Below are 19939 nucleotides of genomic sequence, written 5' to 3'. Positions count from 1 at the left end.
ATGAACTACACAACGAGCGAAACGGAAATTGAAGAGCTGCATGCCCTGGCGCGGGCGATCCGCCTGGAAACGCTGAAAGCGCTGACCGGGCTGGGCTTCGGCCACTACGGCGGCTGCATGTCGGTGGTGGAGACGCTGGCGGTGCTGTACGGCAGCGTGATGCGCATCGATCCGGCGGATCCTGACTGGCCGGAGCGCGATGACTTCGTGCTGTCGAAAGGACACGCCGGCCCGGCGCTGTACAGCACGCTGGCGATCAAGGGCTACTTCCCGCTGGCGGAGCTGAAGACCCTCAACCAGAACGGCACGCGTCTGCCGAGCCACCCGGACCGGCTGCGCACGCGCGGCGTGGACGCCACCACCGGTTCGCTGGGGCAGGGCGTGTCGATCGCCGCCGGCATGGCGTTGTCCCATCGGCTGGCGGGGCGCCGCAATCGGGTGTTCAGCATCCTCGGTGACGGGGAACTGAACGAAGGGCAGTGCTGGGAGGCGTTTCAGTTTATCGCCCACCACAATCTGAACAACCTGACGCTGTTCATCGATTACAACAAGCAACAGCTGGACGGCGCTCTGGACGAGGTGATCCAACCGTTCGATCTGGCCGCCAAGTTCCGCGCCTTCGGCTTTGAGGTGCAGACCATCAAGGGTGACGACATCGCGGCGCTGCTGGCGGCGGTGGCGCCGGCGCGCGGCGGCGAACAGCGGCCGCTGGCGATCGTGCTCGACAGCATCAAAGGGCAGGGCGTGGCCTATCTGGAAAACCTGTCGAACTCTCACCACCTGCGCCTGACGCCGGACGTGCAGCAGGAAATCGAAAAAGCCATCGCCGAACTGGAGGCCGCCCATGTTTAACGTAGTGACGCAGTTGGAAAACGACGCCGTCGAAATGCGCAAAGTCTACGCCGGCGCGGTGCGTCGGCAGATTGAGGCGGGCGCGCCGATCATCGCGCTGGAGGCGGATCTGATGAGCTCGATGGCGATGGACGGCGTACACAAGGATCACCCGCAGCACGTGATCAACTGCGGCATCATGGAGGCCAACGTGATCGGCGTCGCCGCCGGGCTGTCGCTCACCGGCCGGGTGCCGTTCGTGCATACCTTTACCGCCTTCGCCAGCCGCCGCTGTTTCGATCAGCTGTTCATGTCGCTGGATTATCAGCGCAACAACGTCAAGGTGATCGCCTCCGACGCCGGGGTGAGCGCCTGCCACAACGGCGGCACCCACATGTCGTTCGAGGACATGGGCATCGTGCGCGGGCTGGCGCATTCGGTGGTGCTGGAGGTGACCGACGCCACCATGTTCGCCGACATTCTGCGCCAGCTGATGGATCTGCGCGGCTTCTACTGGGTGCGCACCATTCGCAAGCAGGCGACGCGCATCTATCAGGAGGGCTCGCGCTTTACCATCGGCAAGGGCAACCTGCTGCGCGACGGCGACGACATTACGCTGATCGCCAACGGCATCATGGTGGCGGAGGCGCTGAAGGCGGCGCAGAGGCTGGCGCAGCAGGGCGTCAGCGCGGCGGTGATCGATATGTTCACCCTCAAGCCTATCGACCGTGAACTGATCAAAACTTACGCGGCCAAGACCGGGCGCATCGTCACCTGTGAAAACCACAGCATTCATAACGGGCTGGGATCGGCGGTGGCGGAGGTGCTGGCGGAAGAGTGCCCGACGCCGATGCGGCGCGTGGGGGTGAAGGAGCGTTACGGCCAGGTGGGCACCCAAGCGTTCTTGCAACAGGAGTATGGCCTGACCGCCGAGCATATTCTGGAGGCCGCCGGGCAGCTATTGTAAAGCAGAATAGGAATTACCGGCATTCTCTTCGGTAATCAAATCGGTTATTCCCCGCGTGTTGTTCTGCCCAGAGACGTTTATCAACATGCTACCCATTGTAAAGTCCCCTAGGGGACTTTTTCTTTTTTTATTGATAATAACTGGCCAATGCAGGAATAAAAATTTATTATTTGTAAATAAGTCAATAAAAACAATTGGTTATATTCATTTTGTGAATAATATACATCACCCTCTCTTATTCATACATGGAGTGAATAAGGGAGGGGGTAATTTTTCCATTAACCCTATGATTGAATTGCATTCGGCTCTCAAGGAGGAGATTATGGCCGTGGTTCCATTACTGCCGCCAGGCGGTTTTACTGTTCTTGCCAGAAATTTGCGCGAGGCGCGCAGGCAGGGGCAACCTCGCAACATGGCGCTGCCAGGTACTTATTATTGGTTCTACCAGCAGGTAAAAAATCGGGGCCCTTGGGATTACAAACAGCAAAATCGCGCATTGGCTAACTTTGGTAATTTCAATTATGGGGCAACCGGTACTGCGGCTGGAATTCCCGCAGAAATTTTGTTGATGGGCGCCGGATTTGCTCAGTCACGGGCAGGAACATCTCGGTCAGAATGGAGTCATTGGTATCAACGCCCGCCGTATGGTGATGACCCTCAGGATCAATATTGGATCAAGCAAGGAATTGATTATGCAAATCGGCATGGTTACTAGATGGGCTCATCGGCTGCTGACGGCAATTTTGTTGGTTATTGTCGTCGGATTGGCGGGGTACTGGTATGCCACCCGCGATATTTATGACGATAAGCTCTATAGCAAAAAGCAGTTGACCGACGATATTTGGCTCTACATCACCGAGTACCAGAATGCGGGGGCCACCGACACGGATGTGTATCGTTACTATTTGAACCGAAGCCTGGATGGGGATCCTATCAAAGTGCTGGGGCAAAGCGCGCCAATCTTGACGGCGGATCGGGCTGATGCAACTATCCGCGGCGAGGGTAACCGCGTCACCATCAATTTTTCCGGGAAGGTGTATTCTTTTACGAATTCGGCATTTTTCTATGCCACGAACAGCCAAACACCCATCATGCCCACCATTGATTTTTCTGCACGGGGCGTCAGCGCCTGGCGATGATGGTGGGTGCAGCGGATTTGGCAGATATTGTCTAAAACAGCATAATCACCAAGAATATCAGGCATAAAAAAGCCAGTCAGGATTACCTGACTGGCTTTTTTTAACGGTTTATTACGCCTTGGCGGCAGCGTCAGCCTGGGAAGACTGGATCGCCGTCAGCGCAACGGTGTAGACGATATCGTCAACCAGTGCGCCGCGCGACAGGTCGTTCACCGGCTTGCGCATGCCTTGCAGCATCGGCCCGATGGAGACCAGGTCAGCGGAACGCTGTACCGCTTTGTAGGTGGTGTTGCCGGTGTTCAGATCCGGGAAGATGAACACGGTCGCCTGGCCGGCTACCGGTGAGTTCGGCGCCTTGGACTTGGCCACGTCGGCCATGATGGCGGCGTCGTACTGCAGCGGGCCGTCGATGATCAGGTCCGGGCGTTTTTCCTGTGCCAGACGGGTCGCTTCGCGCACTTTCTCGACGTCGCTGCCCGCGCCGGAGTTGCCGGTGGAGTAGGAGATCATCGCTACGCGCGGCTCGATGCCGAAGGCCGCGGCGGAATCCGCAGACTGGATGGCGATTTCAGACAGCTGCTCGGCGGTCGGATCCGGGTTGATCGCGCAGTCGCCGTAGACCAGTACCTGGTCAGGCAGCAGCATGAAGAACACGGAGGACACCAGCGAGCTGCCCGGCGCGGTTTTGATCAGCTGCAACGGCGGACGGATGGTGTTGGCGGTGGTGTGAACCGCGCCGGAGACCAGACCGTCGACTTCGCCTTGTTCCAGCATCAGGGTGCCGAGCACCACGTTGTCTTCCAGCTGCTCGCGCGCGACCACTTCGGTCATGCCCTTGCTCTTGCGCAGCTCAACCAGACGCGGCACGTAGTTTTCACGCACGGCGACCGGATCGACGATTTCGATGCCTTTGCCCAGCTCAACGCCTTGCGCTGCCGCGACGCGCTGGATCTCTTCCGGGTTGCCGAGCAGCACGCATTCCGCGATGCCGCGTTCGGCGCAGATGGCCGCCGCTTTCACGGTGCGCGGCTCGTCGCCTTCCGGCAGCACGATGCGCTTGCCGGCTTTACGCGCCAGCTCGGTCAGCTCGTAACGGAACGCCGGTGGAGACAGACGGCGTGAACGCTCGGAGGTGGCGGTCAGCGAGTCGATCCATTCGGTGTTGATGTGGCTGGCCACGTAGTTCTGCACTTTCTCGATGCGCTGGTGGTCGTCCGCCGGCACTTCGAGGTTGAAGCTCTGCAGGCTCAGCGAGGTCTGCCAGGTGTTGGTATCGACCATGAACACCGGCAGGCCGGTCTGGAAGGCGCGTTCGCACAGCTTCTTGATCGGCTCGTCGATGGCGTAGCCGCCGGTCAGCAGGATGGCGCCGATTTCCACGCCGTTCATCGCCGCCAGGCAGGCGGAGACCAGCACGTCAGGACGGTCTGCGGAGGTCACCAGCAGAGAGCCTGGGCGGAAGTGTTCCAGCATGTGCGGGATGCTGCGCGCACAGAAGGTCACGGACTTCACGCGGCGGGTCATGATGTCACCTTCGTTGACCACGCGGGCCTTCAGGTGGCGAGCCATGTCGATGGCGCGGGTGGCGATCAGATCAAAGCTCCACGGCACGCAGCCCAGAACCGGCAGCGGGCTGTTGGCGAACAGCTGCGCAGGATCGACGTGGGCGATGCTGGCTTTGGTGGAGTCGTCGAAGATTTCGGACAGGTCAGGACGGGTACGGCCCTGATCGTCGACCGGCGCGTTCAGCTTGTTGATGATCACGCCGGTGATGTTTTTGTTCTTGCTGCCGCCGAAGCTGGTGCGCGCCAGTTCGATGCGCTCTTTCAGCTGCGCCGGGGAGTCGTTGCCCAGCGCCAGCACGAAGACGATCTCGGCGTTCAGGGTTTTGGCGATCTCGTAGTTCAGCGCGTTGGCGAACTGATGCTTGCGGGTCGGCACCAGGCCTTCGATCAGCACCACTTCCGCGTCTTTGGTGTTCTCGTGGTAACGCGCCACGATCTCTTCCATCAGCACGTCTTGCTGGTTGGAGCTCAGCAGGCCCTCAACGTAGTCCATGCGCAGCGGTTCGGCCGCCGGGATGGTGGAGTTGCTGCGGATGATGGTGGTGGTCTGGTCGAGCGCGTTGTCGCCGGTGCGCGGTTGAGCGATAGGTTTGAACACGCTCAGACGAACGCCTTTTTGCTCCATGGAGCGGATGACACCCAGGCTGACGCTGGTCAGGCCGACGCTGGTGCCGGTGGGGATCAACATAATAGTACGTGACACAGAATAGTCCTCTTCACGATTAACATGAGGCTAAAACAACACCGTCAGCCTGGGCTGACGGTGTTTTGAGAGCATTACGCGGTCAGGCGGGATGCGTCCTGCGCGATGACCAACTCTTCGTTGGTCGGGATCACCAGCGCCAGGCGGCTGCCGTCTTTGGTGATGGCGCCGGATTTGCCGAAGCGAGCGGCCATGTTGCGGTCGTGGTCGATTTCGAAGCCCAGCAGGCCCAGTTTGTTCAGGGTCAGCTCACGCACCATGCCGGCGTTCTCGCCGATGCCGCCGGTGAAGATCACCGCGTCCAGACGGCCTTCCATCAGCGCGCTGTATGCGCCGACGTATTTGGCCAGACGGTGGCAGAACACGTCCATGGCGCGTTTGGCGTCGGCTTTGCTGTCGTAGTTGTCTTCAACGTAACGGCAGTCGCTGGTGACTTCGGTCAGGCCCAGCAGGCCGGATTCTTTGGTCAGCATCTTGTTGATCAGGTCAACGCTCATGCCCAGAGAATCGTGCAGGTGGAAGATGATAGCCGGATCGATGTCACCGCTGCGGGTGCCCATCACCAGGCCTTCCAGCGGGGTCAGGCCCATGGAGGTGTCAACGCACTGGCCGTTGCGCACTGCGGTAACGGAACCGCCGTTGCCCAGGTGGCAAGTGATCACGTTCACTTCTTCTACCGGCTTGTTCAGCATCTTCGCGGCTTCCTGAGTCACGTAGAAGTGGCTGGTGCCGTGTGCGCCGTAGCGGCGAACGCCGTGGTCGCGGTACAGGCTGTACGGCAGGGCGTACAGGTAAGATTCTTCCGGCATGGTCTGGTGGAACGCGGTGTCGAACACGGCAACGTTCTTGTCGGCCAGGTGAGGGAAGGATTTCAGCGCTTCCGCGATGCCGATCAGGTGAGCCGGGTTGTGCAGTGGTGCAAACGGCACGGAATCTTTGATACCCTGCAGAACTTCGTCGTTGATCACGGCGGAAGCGGTAAACTTCTCGCCGCCGTGCACGATGCGGTGGCCGATAGCGGTCAGCTGCGCAGAAAGCTCTGGTTTTTGTGCCAGAATAGTATTAACGATGAAGTTCAGCGCTTCGCTGTGTGCAGCGCCGGCCCCCAGGGCAGCTTCGTGTTTGGCGCCGTCCATTTTCCACTTGATGCGAGCTTCAGGCAGGTGGAAACACTCGGCCAAACCGGAGAGGAATTCGTCGCCGTTAACGGCATCGATGATGGCGAATTTCAGAGAAGAACTGCCGCAGTTAAGAACCAGTACTAGCTTACTCGACATGGAAGTACCTACTTAAATAGTCGTGTTGTTAAAAGAAAATCGAAAACACGTGGTGAATTAATCGTCAATCAGACAACAAGCGTAGCGCATAGTGCCGATGACATTTATGATTAACATCATGTGACGTGCACAAATCACAGGATGATGGAAAAACCGATGATTTCTCTGCGGTTTAAATAATCTTGATTTTTATAGGGCTAAAAGTTGACAAAGTTTGCGTCATCTTCTACCGGCCACAAGGCCGGCTTAGGATACCGATAGCCCGGTGTAAACACAAAATAAATTTAAAGCTTCAAATTTTTTAGTATGGTCTCTGGCAGCACGCTTTTAGTTTCTTTACGTGACGTTGAGGTACGCAATGACGAGCAAACCGTCCGGTTCCGTAAGCTGGTTTCAGGTCTTCCAGCGCGGGCAGCATTATATGAAAACCTGGCCGTCGGACAAACGTCTGGCACCGGTCTTTCCGGAGAACCGCGTTGCGCGTGCCACCCGTTTCGCTATCCGTTTCATGCCGCCGTTGGCGATTTTCACGCTGACCTGGCAGATCGCGCTCGGCGGCCAGCTCGGCCCGGCGATCGCCACCGCGCTGTTCGCCTGCAGCCTGCCGATGCAGGGGCTGTGGTGGCTGGGGCGCCGTTCGGTCACGCCGCTGCCGCCGACGCTGCTGCAATGGTTCCATGAGGTGCGCAACAAGCTGACGGAAGCCGGGCAGGCGGTGGCGCCGCTCGAAGGCACGCCGACCTATCAGACGTTGGCCGATCTGCTCAAGCGCGCTTTCAAGCAGCTGGACAAAACTTTCCTCGACGATCTGTAAATGAAAAAGGCCGCGTTGTGCGGCCTTTCTCGTCAAAGCGCCAATAACCCCGGTTTAAATCAAAGAACGGTCGAGTTGTGATTTCCTGCGTTCTTGCGCTGTGCGATGCTCCCGCCATCACACAGAAATGAGGAAATCCTGATGGAAATGACCAACGCCCAGCGGCTGATCCTGTCGAACCAGTACAAGATGATGACCCTGCTCGATCCGGACAACGGCGACCGTTATCGCCGGTTGCAAACCATCGTCGAACGCGGCTTCGGTTTGCAAATGCGCGAACTGGATCGCGACTTCGGCGAACTGAGCGAAGAGGTGTGCCGCACCATCATCAACGTGATGGAGATGCACCATGCGCTGCAGGTTTCCTGGGGCAACCTGAAAGAGAAGCAGGATCTGGACGAGCGCCGCCTGGCGTTTCTCGGCTTCGACGCCGCCACCGAGGCGCGCTATCTGAGCTACGTGCGTTTCCTGGTCAGCACCGAGGGGCGCTATACTCACTTCGATTCCGGCAGCCACGGTTTCAACGCCCAGACCAAAATGTGGGAAAAATACCAGCGCATGCTGGCGATCTGGCTGGCCTGTCCGCGCCAGTATCACTTGAGCGCCGTTGAGATAGCGCAAATCATCAATGCTTGATTAAGAAGAGGTTTTCTGTGGAGTGTAAGGGTTTTCTGTTCGATCTTGATGGCACCCTGGTGGATTCGCTGCCGGCGGTAGAGCGCGCCTGGACGCACTGGGCCGAACGCCGCGGCGTCAACCCGCAAGCGGTGCTGGACTTCATTCACGGTAAACAGGCCATTACTTCTCTGCGCCACTTTATGCCGGGCGAAAGCGAAGCGGAAATTCAGCGCGAGTTCGAGTTGCTGGAGCAGGCCGAAGCGCAGGATACCGACGGCGTTCGCGCGCTGCCGGGCGCCATCGCGCTGCTGGAGCGCCTGAACGCGCTCGGCATCCCTTGGGCGATCGTCACCTCCGGTTCGGTGCCGGTGGCCGGCGCTCGCCGCCAGGCCGGCGGTTTGCCGCAGCCGGAGGTGTTCATCACCGCCGAGCAGGTTAAACACGGCAAGCCGCAGCCCGACGCCTATCTGTTGGGCGCCGAGCGCCTGGGGCTGGCGCCGCACGAGTGCGTGGTGGTTGAAGACGCGCCGGCCGGTATTCTCTCCGGCCTGGCCGCGGGCTGCCAGGTGATCGCGGTCAACGCGCCGGCGGATACGCCGAAGCTGGAGCAGGTCGACCTGCGGCTGGATTCGCTGGCGCAGATCGCCGTCGATAAAACGGCGCAGGGCGCGATCGTTCGCCGGCTGGCCTGAGCGGCATTATCTTCACCCTAATTGATTAGACCCCGCTTCGGCGGGGTTTTTTTATGCTATTTTTTAGGCCTTTGGATATTTGCCGGATGAGGCCGTTTTGAACAGCGAATTACTGTGGGTGCTGAGTTTACTGCTGATTGCCATCGTGCTGTTTACCACCAACAAGCTGCGTATGGACGTGGTGGCGCTGTTGGTGATCATCGCCTTCGTGCTGAGCGGCACGCTCAGCCTGCAGGAGGCGACGGTCGGTTTCAGCGATCCCAACGTGATTTTGATCGCCGCGCTGTTCGTGATCGGCGAAGGGCTGGTGCGCACCGGCGTGGCCTATCAGGTCGGCGACTGGCTGGTGAAAGTGGCCGGCAGCAGCGAAACCAAAATGTTGATGCTGCTGATGGTGACGGTCGCCGGGCTGGGCGCGTTCATGAGCTCGACCGGCGTGGTGGCGATCTTTATCCCGGTGGTGCTCAGCGTGACGGCGAGAATGAAGATTGCGCCGGGGCGGCTGATGATGCCGCTCAGCTTCGCCGGGCTCATCAGCGGCATGATGACGCTGGTGGCCACGCCGCCCAACATGGTGGTCAACAGCGAACTGGTGCGTGAAGGCATCCATGGTTTCGGCTTCTTCAGCGTGACGCCCATCGGTCTGGCGGTGCTGGCGCTGGGCGTCGGTTACATGCTGATCGCCCGGCGTTGGCTGGGCAGCGGTGACACGGGCAAAGCCGGCGATGACTGGCAGCGCCGAACCTTCCGCGATTTGATCCGCGACTACAAGCTGACCGGCCGCGCGCGGCGGCTGGCTGTCCGCAGCGCTTCGCCGCTGATCGGGCGTTCGCTGGATGAGCTGCACCTGCGCGCGCGCTATGGCGCCAACGTGGTGGGCATTGAGCGCTGGAAACGCTTCCGGCGGGTGATGGTCAGCGCTTCCGGCAGCACCGAGCTGCGCGAGGGAGACGTTCTTTTAATCGACATGTCGGACAGCCAGGTCGATCTGCGCGAATTCTGCGGCGAGCAGCGGCTGGAGCCGATGGTGCTGCGCGGCGATTACTTCTCTGAACAGTCGCGCAACGTCGGCATGGCGGAGGTGTCGCTGATCCCGGACTCGGCGCTGCTGGGCAAAAGCCTGCGCGAAGCGGCGTTCCGCAGCCGCTACGATCTCAACGTGGTGGGCATCCGCCGCCACGGCGAGACGCTGGGCGGCAAGCTGGTGGACGAGCCGCTGGAGCTGGGCGACATCTTGCTGGTGATCGGCGACTGGAAGGCGATCCGTCAGCTGCAGGCCAAAACCCACGACTTTATCGTGCTCAATCTGCCGGCCGAAGTGGACGAAGTGGCGCCGGCGATCACTCAGGCGCCACACGCGCTGTTTTGCCTGGCGCTGATGGTGGCGATGATGCTGACCGACGAAATCCCCAACCCGATCGCGGCGCTGATCGCCTGTCTGCTGATGGGCAAGTTCCGCTGTATCGATATGGAGAGCGCCTATAAATCGATCCATTGGCCGAGCATCATTTTGATCGTCGGCATGATGCCGTTCGCGCAGGCGCTGCAAAAGACCGGCGGGGTGGATCTGATCGTCAGCGGGCTGATGGACGTCGCCGGCGGCGCGGGGCCGCGCGTGATGCTGCTGTGCTTGTTCGTCTTGTGCGCCACCATCGGCTTGTTTATTTCCAACACCGCGACGGCGGTGCTGATGGCGCCGATCGCCATCGCCGCCGCGCGCGAAATGGGCGTTTCGCCATACCCGTTCGCGATGATTATCGCCATCGCCGCGTCCGCCGCCTTTATGACGCCGGTTTCTTCACCGGTCAATACGCTGGTGCTGGGGCCGGGCAATTACAAGTTCGGCGATTTCGTGCGTCTCGGCGTGCCGTTCACCCTGCTGGTGATGGCGGTCAGCGTGATTGTGGTGCCGTGGCTCTACGGCTTTTAACGGCGTAGCGAGGCTGCGCCGGCGGGGTTACAGCGAGCTGTCGAGGCTGATTTCGTCCAATGACAGGCTGAAGCTGGGAATGAACACGTCCATGAAGTAGTCCATTTCCGGGCTGCGGCGCTGTTCCAGAGTTTTATCCAGCCGCGCCTTGGCCAGGGTGAATTCGTTGTTGCCGGCAGAGAGTTCCTCCAGGCATTTCAGGTAGGCGCAGAGCGCGTCCGCCTGCTTCACCACCTGCTTTTCATCTTCGCTGTAGTAGTGCTCATCGAGAATGGTGCGAAAATCGTTGCGCAGCTCCGCGGGGATCATGTCCAGCAGCTTTTGCTGGGCGATCTTTTCGATCTTCTTGTATTCGTGGGCGATCTGCGGATTGTAGTACTTGATCGGCGTCGGCATGTCGCCGGTGATCACTTCGCTGGCGTCGTGGTACATCGCCAGCAGCGCAACGCGGTCGGCGTTGAGGTTGCCGTTGAATTTGCGGTTTTTGATCACCGCCAACGCGTGGGCGACAAAAGCCACCTGCAGACTGTGTTCGGAAACGTTCTCGGTACGCACGTTGCGCATCAGCGGCCAGCGGTTGATCAGTTTCAGGCGGGACAGATGGGCGAAGAAATGGCTCTGGCTCATGGTGCTCTCTTTAACGGCAAGTGAGGGCCCCATTGTGAAGCAGTGACGGCGAATTTTGCAACCGGGCAGTGAGAGAAGGGCGCAACAAGGCGCTGCGCCCCAGGCGATTACTGGTGGTAGCCTTCGAGGAAGCGGCCCAGCTTGCCGACCGCCATTTCCAGCTCGTCTACGCGCGGCAGGGTGACGATGCGCACGTGATCCGGATAAGGCCAGTTGAACGCGGTGCCCTGCACCAGCAGCACTTTTTCCTGCAGCAGCAGATCCAGCACCAGCTTCTGGTCGTCGTGGATGTTGAAGCGCTTGGCGTCGATGCGCGGGAACATGTACAGCGCGCCCTGCGGCTTCACGCAAGAGACGCCCGGGATGTCGTTGAGCAGCTCCCAGGTGCGGTTGCGCTGTTCGTACAGGCGGCCGCCGGGCTGAATGAATTCGCTGATGCTCTGATAACCGCCCAGCGCGGTCTGAATGGCGTGCTGCATCGGCACGTTGGCGCACAGGCGCATCGAAGCCAGCATCTCCAGCCCTTCGATATAGCCTTTGGCGTGCTTCTTCGGCCCGTTCAGCACCATCCAGCCCTGGCGGAAGCCCGCCACGCGGTAGGTTTTCGACAGGCCGTTGAAGGTGACGGTCAGCAAATCCGGCGCCAGCGCGGCGATCGAATGGTGCTCGGCGTCGTCATACAGGATCTTGTCGTAGATCTCGTCGGCGAAGATGATCAGGTTGTGTTGACGGGCGATCTCGACGATCTGTTCCAGCAGCGCTTTGCTGTAAACCGCACCGGTCGGGTTGTTCGGGTTGATGATCACGATGCCGCGGGTGCGCGGGGTGATCTTGCTGATGATATCGTCCAGATCCGGGAACCAGCCGGCCTGCTCATCGCATAGGTAGTGCACGGCCTTGCCGCCGGACAGCGATACCGCGGCGGTCCACAGCGGGTAGTCCGGCGCCGGCACCAGCATTTCGTCGCCGCTGTTGAGCAGCGCCTGCATGGATTGGACGATCAGTTCCGAGACGCCGTTGCCAATGTAGATATCCTCAACGGTCACGTCACGCATGTTGCGCGCCTGATAGTGCTGCATGATCGCTTTACGCGCCGAGAAGAGGCCCTTGGAGTCGGAATAGCCTTGCGCCGTGGGCAGATTGCGGATCACGTCGACCAGGATTTCGTCAGGGGCGTCGAAACCGAACGGGGCAGGGTTGCCGATGTTCAGTTTCAGGACTTTGTTGCCTTCTTCTTCAAGACGTTTAGCTTCTTTAAGCACCGGGCCGCGAATGTCATAGCAGACGTTGTCCAGTTTGCTGGATTTCTCAATGGGGGACATAAAAAGTTGAGCCTTTTGCTGGGATAGGGGCGCTCCTACCGTGGGACGCCGCAACCCGCCCAATGTACTCCTGGCGTAGTTGCTTTTGAAGGGTTTTGCACGCCTTTGGTGCAAATGCATGTCGTAACGGGAGATTTTAGTTATGATAAGCAAAGGTAAAGTTATTTTGTGGTTCATAATTTCATGAACTATAATTTTACTAGTGTTTTGTTCTGTAAAATCCCGCATCGATAAACGCGACGTGCCGGCGATCGCGGCCGGCAGCAGTGAACTGATAAGCCGAAAGTGAGAATGGGCTTCAATAAACTGTAAAGGAACGATAATACCGGAGTTGTCTGATAGCGGGTTGTCGGTTAGCGCACCACACTAAGAAAATGGCATATTTACATTAGCTTTACTTTATATTTTATCTTAAGCATTGTTTATGTGGTTATAGGATTATTATTTAAAGTAAAAATCTTACTGATTGAATTTATTAAATTCATTGAGTAGTAACATGAAGTCGGTAGCGTTAATTATTTATCTTTTTTGCTCTGTAATGCAGTCTTAACGCCGGTTGATAAGGGTTCTCAGTAGCACGAATGGAGTGGAAATTAGGCAGTATGAATGAGTAAAATCTCAGGTTCGGTGGGGGTTTTCCCTTTCCACCGATATTCAACCCCCCGCGTTCTATAAGCACCATCGATAGATCGCATTTTAAAAAGCGATAGAGGTAACGAATCATAAGTAATTTTTTTGCCCTCCACTTATGAGTGGGGTACTGTCATAACAGGCTCCGTCCTTTTCAACGGCGTCTGAGAAACACACCAGGGTAGTAGTTCGTAAATTAGAATTTAAAAAAGTGAAGAATACACTATGACAACTGCAAATCGTCCGATACTTAATCTCGACCTCGATCTGCTAAGAACCTTTGTTGCGGTTGCTGATTTGAATACCTTCGCAGCGGCGGCCGTCGCCGTATGCCGTACTCAATCAGCCGTCAGTCAACAAATGCAGCGATTAGAGCAACTGGTCGGCAAAGAACTGTTTGCCCGCCATGGGCGCAACAAACTCCTGACTGAGCATGGTATTCAGCTTCTCGGTTATGCCAGGAAGATCCTGCGCTTTAACGACGAAGCCTGTACCTCGCTGATGTACAACAATATTAAAGGTGTTCTGACCATCGGCGCTTCAGACGACACCGCCGATACCATTCTGCCTTTCCTGCTGAACCGCGTGACCGCCATCTATCCGAAGCTGTCCATTGACGTGCGCGTAAAGCGCAGCACGACGATGGTCGATCTGCTGGAAGAGGGCGAGATCGATCTGGCGGTGACCACGGCCGATCCGGCCGGGCACCCGCACATCGTGCTGCGCACATCGCCGACGCTGTGGTACTGCGCCGCCGATTATCACTATCAGGCCGGCGAACCGATCCCGCTGGTGGTGATGGATGAGCCAAGCCCGTTCCGTGCGCTGGCGATCAAGCAGCTGGACGAAGCCGGTATCCCGTGGCGCATCGCCTACGTTGCCTCCACGCTGTCCGCGGTGCGGGCAGCCTGTAAGGCCGGCCTGGGCGTGACCGCGCGGCCGATCGAGATGATGAGCCCCGACCTGCGGGTGCTGGGGGCGGTGGAAGGTTTGCCGCCGCTGCCGGATACCCAGTATGCGCTGTGCAAAAACGCGCAGTGCAGCAATGAGCTGGCGATGGCCATCTTCAGCGCCATGCAGGGCGGCAATGACAGCTATGGCTTCAACGGCGCAGAGGCCGGTCTCCAGGGCGATCAGGATGACGCCAGCCTGGTGGACGAGGAAGAATAACGCCGTGGCGTGATATCTGATGAAAACCTCCGCTTCGGCGGAGGTTTTTTTTACCCTTTTTTTTGGGGTTTTTACTGTTATAGGGGTTTAATAACGATTTTGTTATGAGTTGGCTGTTTTACTAACTTTTAAGCGTTGCTGAAAAGAGAGTTTGGCCGGGTTTAAGACGTTGAGTGTGTTTTTTGAGCAATAAGATTGAATGGGTTAAAGGCATGGTAATAGAAGGGTTATTTTGTTAGCTTATAGCGGCCGTTTTTGCGGCTTAATTTGAGGAAAATTGTTAAAGGGCCACACTTTTTTTGAGGATTTATGCTGAAAACGTGTCCTGGATCAAAAAAATACCCCTAGGTAGTGAGTGGAAGAACAGGGAATTCCTGAGACAATGGTATAGTAAAACTGAAATGTGCACGTTGGTTTATATCTATCTGTTTCTACACAAAAATTAACTGACACGATTTAGCCAGCCCCTGGCGCATCAAATGTTAATCAAATGATACGTATGTAAACTAGTGTGTAGATACTTTTGTCAAAGTTGACAAAAGGTTATAGAAAGGAGTAAAAAGCCCACAGAAAAACGCTGCCTAACTCGCTGTAAAAGCAGTTTGTTTGTGTGGTTATTTATCCTTCCCTTAAATCGATGTGGCGCACTAACTGCCGGTGACAAGAGCAGCGCGATCGACGCCACTTTTGATGAGTAAGCATAGAGTATGTCAACAACCACTGAAGTTATCGCTCATCACTGGGCGCTCGCCGTATTTCTCGTCGTGGCTATCGGGCTCTGCGGCTTAATGCTGCTGGGTGCGTTCTTCTTGGGCGGGAGAGCCCGGGCGCGCGCCAAACACACCCCGTTTGAATCAGGCATCGACTCGGTCGGCACGGCGCGCATGCGCTTGTCCGCCAAGTTCTACCTGGTGGCCATGTTCTTCGTTATTTTCGACGTTGAAGCCTTATACCTGTATGCCTGGTCGGTCTCGGTTCGCGAGAGCGGTTGGGTAGGCTTTATCGAAGCCGCCATTTTCATTTTGGTGCTATTGGCCGGTCTGGTTTATCTGGTGCGCATCGGCGCGTTGGATTGGACTCCGGCGCGTTCCCAACGCCGCAGCAAACCGAGCACGATCACTAACACCAACAGTCATCCGCAGTAACAGCGAGGCATTAAGATGGACTATACGCTCACCCGCATAGACCCGAACGGTGAGAACGACCGTTATCCCCTGCAAAAACAGGAGATCGTCGCCGATCCCCTGGAACAACAGGTCCACCGCACGGTTTACATGGGTAAACTCGAACATGCGCTGCATGACATGGTGAACTGGGGGCGTAAAAACTCTATTTGGCCGTATAACTTCGGCCTTTCGTGCTGTTACGTGGAGATGGTGACGTCGTTTACCGCCGTTCACGACGTGGCGCGTTTCGGTGCGGAAGTACTGCGCGCCTCCCCGCGTCAGGCTGACCTGATGGTGGTGGCCGGTACCTGTTTCACCAAGATGGCCCCGGTCATCCAACGCCTGTACGAGCAGATGCTGGAACCTAAATGGGTGATCTCGATGGGCGCCTGCGCCAACTCCGGCGGCATGTACGACATCTATTCCGTGGTGCAGGGCGTGGACAAGTTCCTGCCGGTCGACGTGTACATTCCCGGCTGCCCGCCGCGTCCGGAAGCCTACATGCAAGCGCTGATGCTGCTGCAGGAATCCATCGGCAAAGAACGTCGCCCGCTGTCGTGGGTTGTCGGCGATCAGGGCGTTTACCGCGCCAATATGCAGTCTGAAAGAGAGCGTAAACACGGCGAGCGCATCGCGGTGACCAACCTCCGGACGCCTGACGAGATTTAAGACGTTCATTTAACGTCCATCTTAGTGCGCTATTGGTTAACACAGCGAAAAGTGAAACTTGCGGCGAATAACCCTTTAGTGTGGTGAAAAAAATTATGACAGATTTGACGACGCACGACGCCTTGCCTGCCTGGCAGACCCGAGATCACCTTGACGACCCGGTGATCGGCGAACTGCGCAACCGTTTTGGGCCGGAAGCCTTTACTGTTCAGGCCACCCGTACCGGCATGCCCGTGGTATGGGTTAAACCTGACCAGTTGCTGGAAGTAATGACGTTCCTGAGAAAACAGCCGAAGCCGTATGTCATGCTGTTCGATCTGCATGGCGTGGACGAACGTCTTCGCACCCACCGCGATGGCCTGCCCGCTGCGGATTTCTCCGTTTTCTACCATCTGATTTCCATCGAACGCAACCGCGACATCATGCTGAAGGTGGCGCTGTCTGAAAAAGACCTGCACGTGCCGACGGCGACCAAGGTGTTTCCGAACGCCAACTGGTATGAGCGCGAAACCTGGGAAATGTTCGGTATCACCTTCGACGGCCACCCGCACCTGTCGCGCATCATGATGCCGCAGACCTGGGAAGGGCACCCGCTGCGCAAGGACTACCCGGCGCGCGCCACCGAATTCGATCCTTTCGTGCTGACCAAGCAGAAAGAAGATCTGGAGATGGAAGCGCTGACCTTCAAGCCGGAAGACTGGGGCATGAAGCGCGGCACCGAGAACGAAGATTTCATGTTCCTCAACCTCGGCCCGAACCACCCGTCCGCGCACGGTGCGTTCCGCATCATTCTGCAGCTGGACGGCGAAGAGATCGTCGACTGCGTGCCGGATATCGGCTATCACCACCGCGGCGCCGAGAAGATGGGCGAGCGCCAATCCTGGCACAGCTACATTCCGTACACCGACCGTATCGAGTACCTCGGCGGCTGCGTGAACGAAATGCCTTACGTGCTGGCGGTCGAGAAGCTGGCCGGCATCAAGGTGCCGGAGCGCGTCGACACCATCCGCGTGATGCTGTCCGAGCTGTTCCGCATCAACAGCCACCTGCTGTACATCTCCACCTTCATTCAGGACGTCGGCGCGATGACCCCGGTGTTCTTCGCCTTTACCGATCGTCAGAAAATCTACGATCTGGTGGAAGCGATCACCGGTTTCCGTATGCACCCGGCCTGGTTCCGCATCGGCGGCGTCGCGCACGATCTGCCGCGCGGCTGGGATCGCCTGCTGCGTGAATTCCTCGACTGGATGCCGAAGCGTCTGGACTCCTACGTGAAAGCGGCGCTGAAGAACAGCATCCTGAAAGGCCGTTCCATCGGCGTAGCGTCTTACAACGCCAAAGAAGCGCTGGAGTGGGGCGTGACCGGCGCCGGCCTGCGCGCCACTGGCGTCGAGTTCGACGTGCGTAAATGGCGTCCGTACTCCGGCTACGAGAACTTCGACTTCGAAGTGCCGGTCGGCGACGGCACCAGCGACTGCTACACCCGCGTGATGCTGAAGGTGGAAGAGCTGCGCCAGAGCCTGCGCATCCTCGAACAGTGCCTGAACAACATGCCGGAAGGCCCGTTCAAGGCCGATCACCCGCTGACCACGCCGCCGCCGAAAGAGCGCACGCTGCAGCACATTGAAACGCTGATCACCCACTTCCTGCAGGTTTCCTGGGGCCCGGTGATGCCAGCCAACGAATCATTCCAGATGATTGAAGCCACCAAAGGGATCAACAGCTACTACCTGACCAGCGACGGCAGCACCATGAGCTACCGCACCCGGGTACGTACGCCGAGCTTTGCGCACCTGCAGCAGATCCCATCGGTCATCCGTGGCAGCCTGGTTTCCGACCTGATCGTCTATCTGGGTAGTATCGATTTTGTTATGTCAGATGTGGACCGCTAATTATGCACTCTCAAAAAGACAATCACGCAGTCAATGATGCGCTCGAGCCCATCAACGCAGCCGCTCCTCAGAGCGGCGTTGATGCATTTGTACTGAGTGCGGAAGAACGTGATGCGATCGAGCACGAAAAGCATCATTACGAGGATCCGCGCGCCGCTTCCATCGAAGCACTGAAAATTGTGCAGAAGCAGCGCGGCTGGGTTCCGGACGGTGCGATTTACGCCATCGCGGAAGTGCTGGGCATCCCCGCCAGCGACGTAGAAGGCGTGGCCACGTTCTACAGCCAGATTTTCCGTCAGCCGGTAGGACGTCACGTGATCCGTTATTGTGACAGCGTTGTTTGTCACATCACCGGTTACCAGGGCATTCAGGCCGCTATCGAGAAGAAGCTGAACATCAAGCCGGGTCAAACCACCTTTGATGGCCGCTTCACGCTGCTGCCGACCTGCTGTCTGGGCAACTGCGATAAAGGGCCGACCATGATGATTGATGACGACACTCACAGTCAGCTGAAGCCTGAAGATATCGAGACGCTACTGGAGCAGTATCAATGACCAAGCACATTGTACGCACTCCCGAAACGCATCCGCTGACCTGGCGGCTGCGTGATGACAAGCAGCCGCTGTGGCTGGACGAATACCGCAGCAAAAACGGCTATGCCGGCGCGGAAAAGGCCCTCAAAGGCCTGGCCCCGGACGAGATCGTCGGCCTGGTGAAAGACTCCGGGCTGAAGGGCCGCGGCGGCGCGGGCTTCTCCACCGGTTTGAAGTGGAGCCTGATGCCGAAGGACGAATCCATGAACATCCGTTACCTGCTGTGTAACGCCGATGAAATGGAGCCGGGCACCTATAAAGACCGCCTGCTGATGGAGCAGCTGCCGCACCTGCTGGTGGAAGGCATGCTGATCTCCGCGTTCGCGCTGAAAGCCTACCGTGGGTACATCTTCCTGCGCGGTGAGTACATCGAAGCGGCGGCGCATCTGCGTCGCGCCATCGCGGAAGCCACCGAAGCCGGCTATCTGGGCAAGAACATTCTCGGCACCGGATTTGATTTCGAGCTGATCGTGCACACCGGCGCCGGCCGTTACATCTGCGGCGAAGAAACCGCGCTGATCAACTCGCTGGAAGGCCGCCGCGCCAACCCGCGCTCCAAGCCGCCATTCCCGGCCAGCGCCGGCGTGTGGGGCAAGCCGACCTGCGTCAACAACGTCGAAACGCTGTGCAACGTACCGGCCATTTTGGCGAACGGCGTGGAGTGGTACACCGGCATCTCCGGCAGTGAGGACAAAGGCACCAAGCTGATGGGCTTCTCCGGCCGGGTGAAAAATCCGGGCGTTTGGGAGCTGCCGTTCGGCACCACCGCGCGCGAGATCCTGGAAGACTACGCCGGCGGCATGCGCGACGGTCTGCGCTTCAAAGCCTGGCAGCCAGGCGGCGCGGGGACCGACTTCCTGACCGCCGATCATCTCGATCTGCCGATGGAATACGGCGCAATCGGCAAAGCCGGCAGCCGCCTCGGCACCGCGCTGGCGATGGCGGTAGACCACGAGATCGGCATGGTGCCGCTGGTGCGTAACCTGGAAGAGTTCTTCGCCCGCGAGTCCTGCGGCTGGTGTACGCCATGCCGCGACGGCCTGCCGTGGAGCGTGAAGATCCTGCGTGCGTTGGAAAACGGCGAAGGGCAGCCGGGGGATATCGAAACCCTCGAACAGCTGTGCCGTTCCCTCGGCCCGGGCAAAACCTTCTGCGCCCACGCGCCAGGTGCCGTAGAGCCACTGCAAAGCGCGATTAAATATTTCCGTGAAGAGTTCGAGGCGGGCATCGCCGTGCAGCACTTCAGCAACGCCCATGCGATTGGCGGCATTCAGCCGAACAATCTGCTGAAGCAGCGCTGGTAAGCCGACTCGCCCGAACACGGCCAGAATTTT

18 protein-coding genes are annotated in these 19939 nt (G+C 58.2%); 14 read left to right on the top strand and 4 right to left on the bottom strand.

What is annotated here, in order from left to right:
* The 4 genes from SSARUM_RS16475 to SSARUM_RS16460 all read left to right on the top strand — a co-directional run bounded on the left by SSARUM_RS16475 (position 1) and on the right by SSARUM_RS16460 (position 2937).
* Positions 1-852: a transketolase gene (locus SSARUM_RS16475; RefSeq protein WP_033635336.1), complete on the top strand. Its 852-nt coding sequence runs from the start codon at positions 1-3 to the stop codon at positions 850-852.
* Positions 845-1798, top strand: coding sequence for a transketolase family protein (locus SSARUM_RS16470; protein ID WP_048321834.1), 954 nt, complete (start codon positions 845-847; stop codon positions 1796-1798). The genes SSARUM_RS16475 and SSARUM_RS16470 overlap by 8 nt, the downstream gene beginning before the upstream one ends.
* 322 nt (positions 1799-2120) lie before the next feature.
* Entirely contained in the window at positions 2121-2513 is a 393-nt protein-coding gene (locus SSARUM_RS16465) for a polymorphic toxin type 44 domain-containing protein (protein WP_072008404.1), read from the top strand.
* Positions 2491-2937: a hypothetical protein gene (locus SSARUM_RS16460; RefSeq protein ID WP_072264891.1), complete on the top strand. Its 447-nt coding sequence runs from the start codon at positions 2491-2493 to the stop codon at positions 2935-2937. The genes SSARUM_RS16465 and SSARUM_RS16460 overlap by 23 nt, the downstream gene beginning before the upstream one ends.
* A 111-nt stretch (positions 2938-3048) precedes the next feature.
* On the opposite strand, the gene pta is transcribed toward SSARUM_RS16460, so the two are convergent.
* Positions 3049-5205 carry a phosphate acetyltransferase gene (pta, locus tag SSARUM_RS16455; RefSeq protein ID WP_033635332.1) on the bottom strand — a complete coding sequence of 719 codons (2157 nt, stop codon included), beginning with the start codon at positions 5203-5205 and terminating at the stop codon, positions 3049-3051.
* Positions 5206-5279: 74 nt separating this feature from the next.
* Positions 5280-6482 (bottom strand): acetate kinase, encoded by a 1203-nt coding sequence (gene ackA / locus SSARUM_RS16450; protein WP_060430363.1) that lies wholly within the window; start codon positions 6480-6482, stop codon positions 5280-5282.
* Positions 6483-6840: 358 nt separating this feature from the next.
* On the opposite strand from ackA, the gene yfbV reads away from it, so the two are divergent.
* From yfbV to SSARUM_RS16430, 4 genes are all read left to right on the top strand, one after another.
* A complete protein-coding gene (yfbV, locus tag SSARUM_RS16445; RefSeq protein ID WP_004936061.1) occupies positions 6841-7296 on the top strand; it encodes a terminus macrodomain insulation protein YfbV in 456 nt (151 codons plus the stop codon).
* Positions 7297-7437: 141 nt separating this feature from the next.
* Positions 7438-7932 (top strand): YfbU family protein, encoded by a 495-nt coding sequence (locus tag SSARUM_RS16440; protein ID WP_016926898.1) that lies wholly within the window; start codon positions 7438-7440, stop codon positions 7930-7932.
* A 17-nt stretch (positions 7933-7949) separates the two neighbouring features.
* Positions 7950-8606, top strand: a complete 657-nt coding sequence (locus SSARUM_RS16435) for a sugar phosphatase (RefSeq protein WP_060425863.1) — start codon at positions 7950-7952, stop codon at positions 8604-8606.
* Positions 8607-8703: 97 nt separating this feature from the next.
* Complete coding sequence (locus tag SSARUM_RS16430; protein ID WP_033635330.1) at positions 8704-10536, top strand: SLC13 family permease; 1833 nt, start codon at positions 8704-8706, stop codon at positions 10534-10536.
* A gap of 27 nt (positions 10537-10563) precedes the next feature.
* Here the strand turns inward: SSARUM_RS16430 and yfbR are convergent, their stop codons facing one another.
* Both yfbR and SSARUM_RS16420 read right to left on the bottom strand, forming a co-directional pair.
* Positions 10564-11163: a 5'-deoxynucleotidase gene (gene yfbR, locus SSARUM_RS16425; RefSeq protein ID WP_025303666.1), complete on the bottom strand. Its 600-nt coding sequence runs from the start codon at positions 11161-11163 to the stop codon at positions 10564-10566.
* Positions 11164-11270: 107 nt separating this feature from the next.
* Positions 11271-12485, bottom strand: a complete 1215-nt coding sequence (locus tag SSARUM_RS16420; RefSeq protein WP_033635329.1) for a pyridoxal phosphate-dependent aminotransferase — start codon at positions 12483-12485, stop codon at positions 11271-11273.
* An 855-nt stretch (positions 12486-13340) separates the two neighbouring features.
* On the opposite strand from SSARUM_RS16420, the gene lrhA reads away from it, so the two are divergent.
* The 6 genes from lrhA (at position 13341) to nuoF (ending at position 19909) form a co-directional block, all read left to right on the top strand.
* Entirely contained in the window at positions 13341-14285 is a 945-nt protein-coding gene (lrhA, locus tag SSARUM_RS16415; protein WP_033648047.1) for a transcriptional regulator LrhA, read from the top strand.
* A 707-nt stretch (positions 14286-14992) separates the two neighbouring features.
* Positions 14993-15430: an NADH-quinone oxidoreductase subunit NuoA gene (nuoA, locus tag SSARUM_RS16410; protein WP_025303663.1), complete on the top strand. Its 438-nt coding sequence runs from the start codon at positions 14993-14995 to the stop codon at positions 15428-15430.
* A 15-nt stretch (positions 15431-15445) separates the two neighbouring features.
* Positions 15446-16120: a NuoB/complex I 20 kDa subunit family protein gene (locus tag SSARUM_RS16405; protein ID WP_004936039.1), complete on the top strand. Its 675-nt coding sequence runs from the start codon at positions 15446-15448 to the stop codon at positions 16118-16120.
* A gap of 95 nt (positions 16121-16215) precedes the next feature.
* Complete coding sequence (gene nuoC, locus SSARUM_RS16400; RefSeq protein ID WP_004936036.1) at positions 16216-18012, top strand: NADH-quinone oxidoreductase subunit C/D; 1797 nt, start codon at positions 16216-16218, stop codon at positions 18010-18012.
* Between the two features lie 2 nt (positions 18013-18014).
* The gene (gene nuoE, locus SSARUM_RS16395; RefSeq protein ID WP_033635327.1) at positions 18015-18566 is read left to right on the top strand and encodes an NADH-quinone oxidoreductase subunit NuoE; all 552 of its coding nucleotides are present in this window, start codon (positions 18015-18017) and stop codon (positions 18564-18566) included.
* Positions 18563-19909, top strand: coding sequence for an NADH-quinone oxidoreductase subunit NuoF (gene nuoF, locus SSARUM_RS16390; protein ID WP_033648045.1), 1347 nt, complete (start codon positions 18563-18565; stop codon positions 19907-19909). The genes nuoE and nuoF overlap by 4 nt, the downstream gene beginning before the upstream one ends.
* Positions 19910-19939: the final 30 nt, after the last annotated feature.

The sequence above is a fragment of the Serratia sarumanii genome (genome assembly GCF_029962605.1).
GTDB lineage: Bacteria > Pseudomonadota > Gammaproteobacteria > Enterobacterales > Enterobacteriaceae > Serratia > Serratia sarumanii.
Note: the sequence above shows the minus strand (reverse complement) of the source record. Positions and strands in the feature narration are given on the sequence as shown.

Bases quoted from the DNA above. Each gene is read 5' to 3' on its own strand.
- SSARUM_RS16475 (WP_033635336.1), top strand. From the start codon at position 1: ATGAACTACACAACGAGCGAAACGGAAATTGAAGAGCTGCATGCCCTG.
- SSARUM_RS16470 (WP_048321834.1), top strand. From the start codon at position 845: ATGTTTAACGTAGTGACGCAGTTGGAAAACGACGCCGTCGAAATGCGC.
- SSARUM_RS16465 (WP_072008404.1), top strand. From the start codon at position 2,121: ATGGCCGTGGTTCCATTACTGCCGCCAGGCGGTTTTACTGTTCTTGCC.
- SSARUM_RS16460 (WP_072264891.1), top strand. From the start codon at position 2,491: ATGCAAATCGGCATGGTTACTAGATGGGCTCATCGGCTGCTGACGGCA.
- ackA (WP_060430363.1), bottom strand. From the start codon at position 6,482: ATGTCGAGTAAGCTAGTACTGGTTCTTAACTGCGGCAGTTCTTCTCTG.
- yfbV (WP_004936061.1), top strand. From the start codon at position 6,841: ATGACGAGCAAACCGTCCGGTTCCGTAAGCTGGTTTCAGGTCTTCCAG.
- SSARUM_RS16440 (WP_016926898.1), top strand. From the start codon at position 7,438: ATGGAAATGACCAACGCCCAGCGGCTGATCCTGTCGAACCAGTACAAG.
- yfbR (WP_025303666.1), bottom strand. From the start codon at position 11,163: ATGAGCCAGAGCCATTTCTTCGCCCATCTGTCCCGCCTGAAACTGATC.
- SSARUM_RS16420 (WP_033635329.1), bottom strand. From the start codon at position 12,485: ATGTCCCCCATTGAGAAATCCAGCAAACTGGACAACGTCTGCTATGAC.
- lrhA (WP_033648047.1), top strand. From the start codon at position 13,341: ATGACAACTGCAAATCGTCCGATACTTAATCTCGACCTCGATCTGCTA.
- nuoA (WP_025303663.1), top strand. From the start codon at position 14,993: ATGTCAACAACCACTGAAGTTATCGCTCATCACTGGGCGCTCGCCGTA.
- SSARUM_RS16405 (WP_004936039.1), top strand. From the start codon at position 15,446: ATGGACTATACGCTCACCCGCATAGACCCGAACGGTGAGAACGACCGT.
- nuoC (WP_004936036.1), top strand. From the start codon at position 16,216: ATGACAGATTTGACGACGCACGACGCCTTGCCTGCCTGGCAGACCCGA.
- nuoE (WP_033635327.1), top strand. From the start codon at position 18,015: ATGCACTCTCAAAAAGACAATCACGCAGTCAATGATGCGCTCGAGCCC.
- nuoF (WP_033648045.1), top strand. From the start codon at position 18,563: ATGACCAAGCACATTGTACGCACTCCCGAAACGCATCCGCTGACCTGG.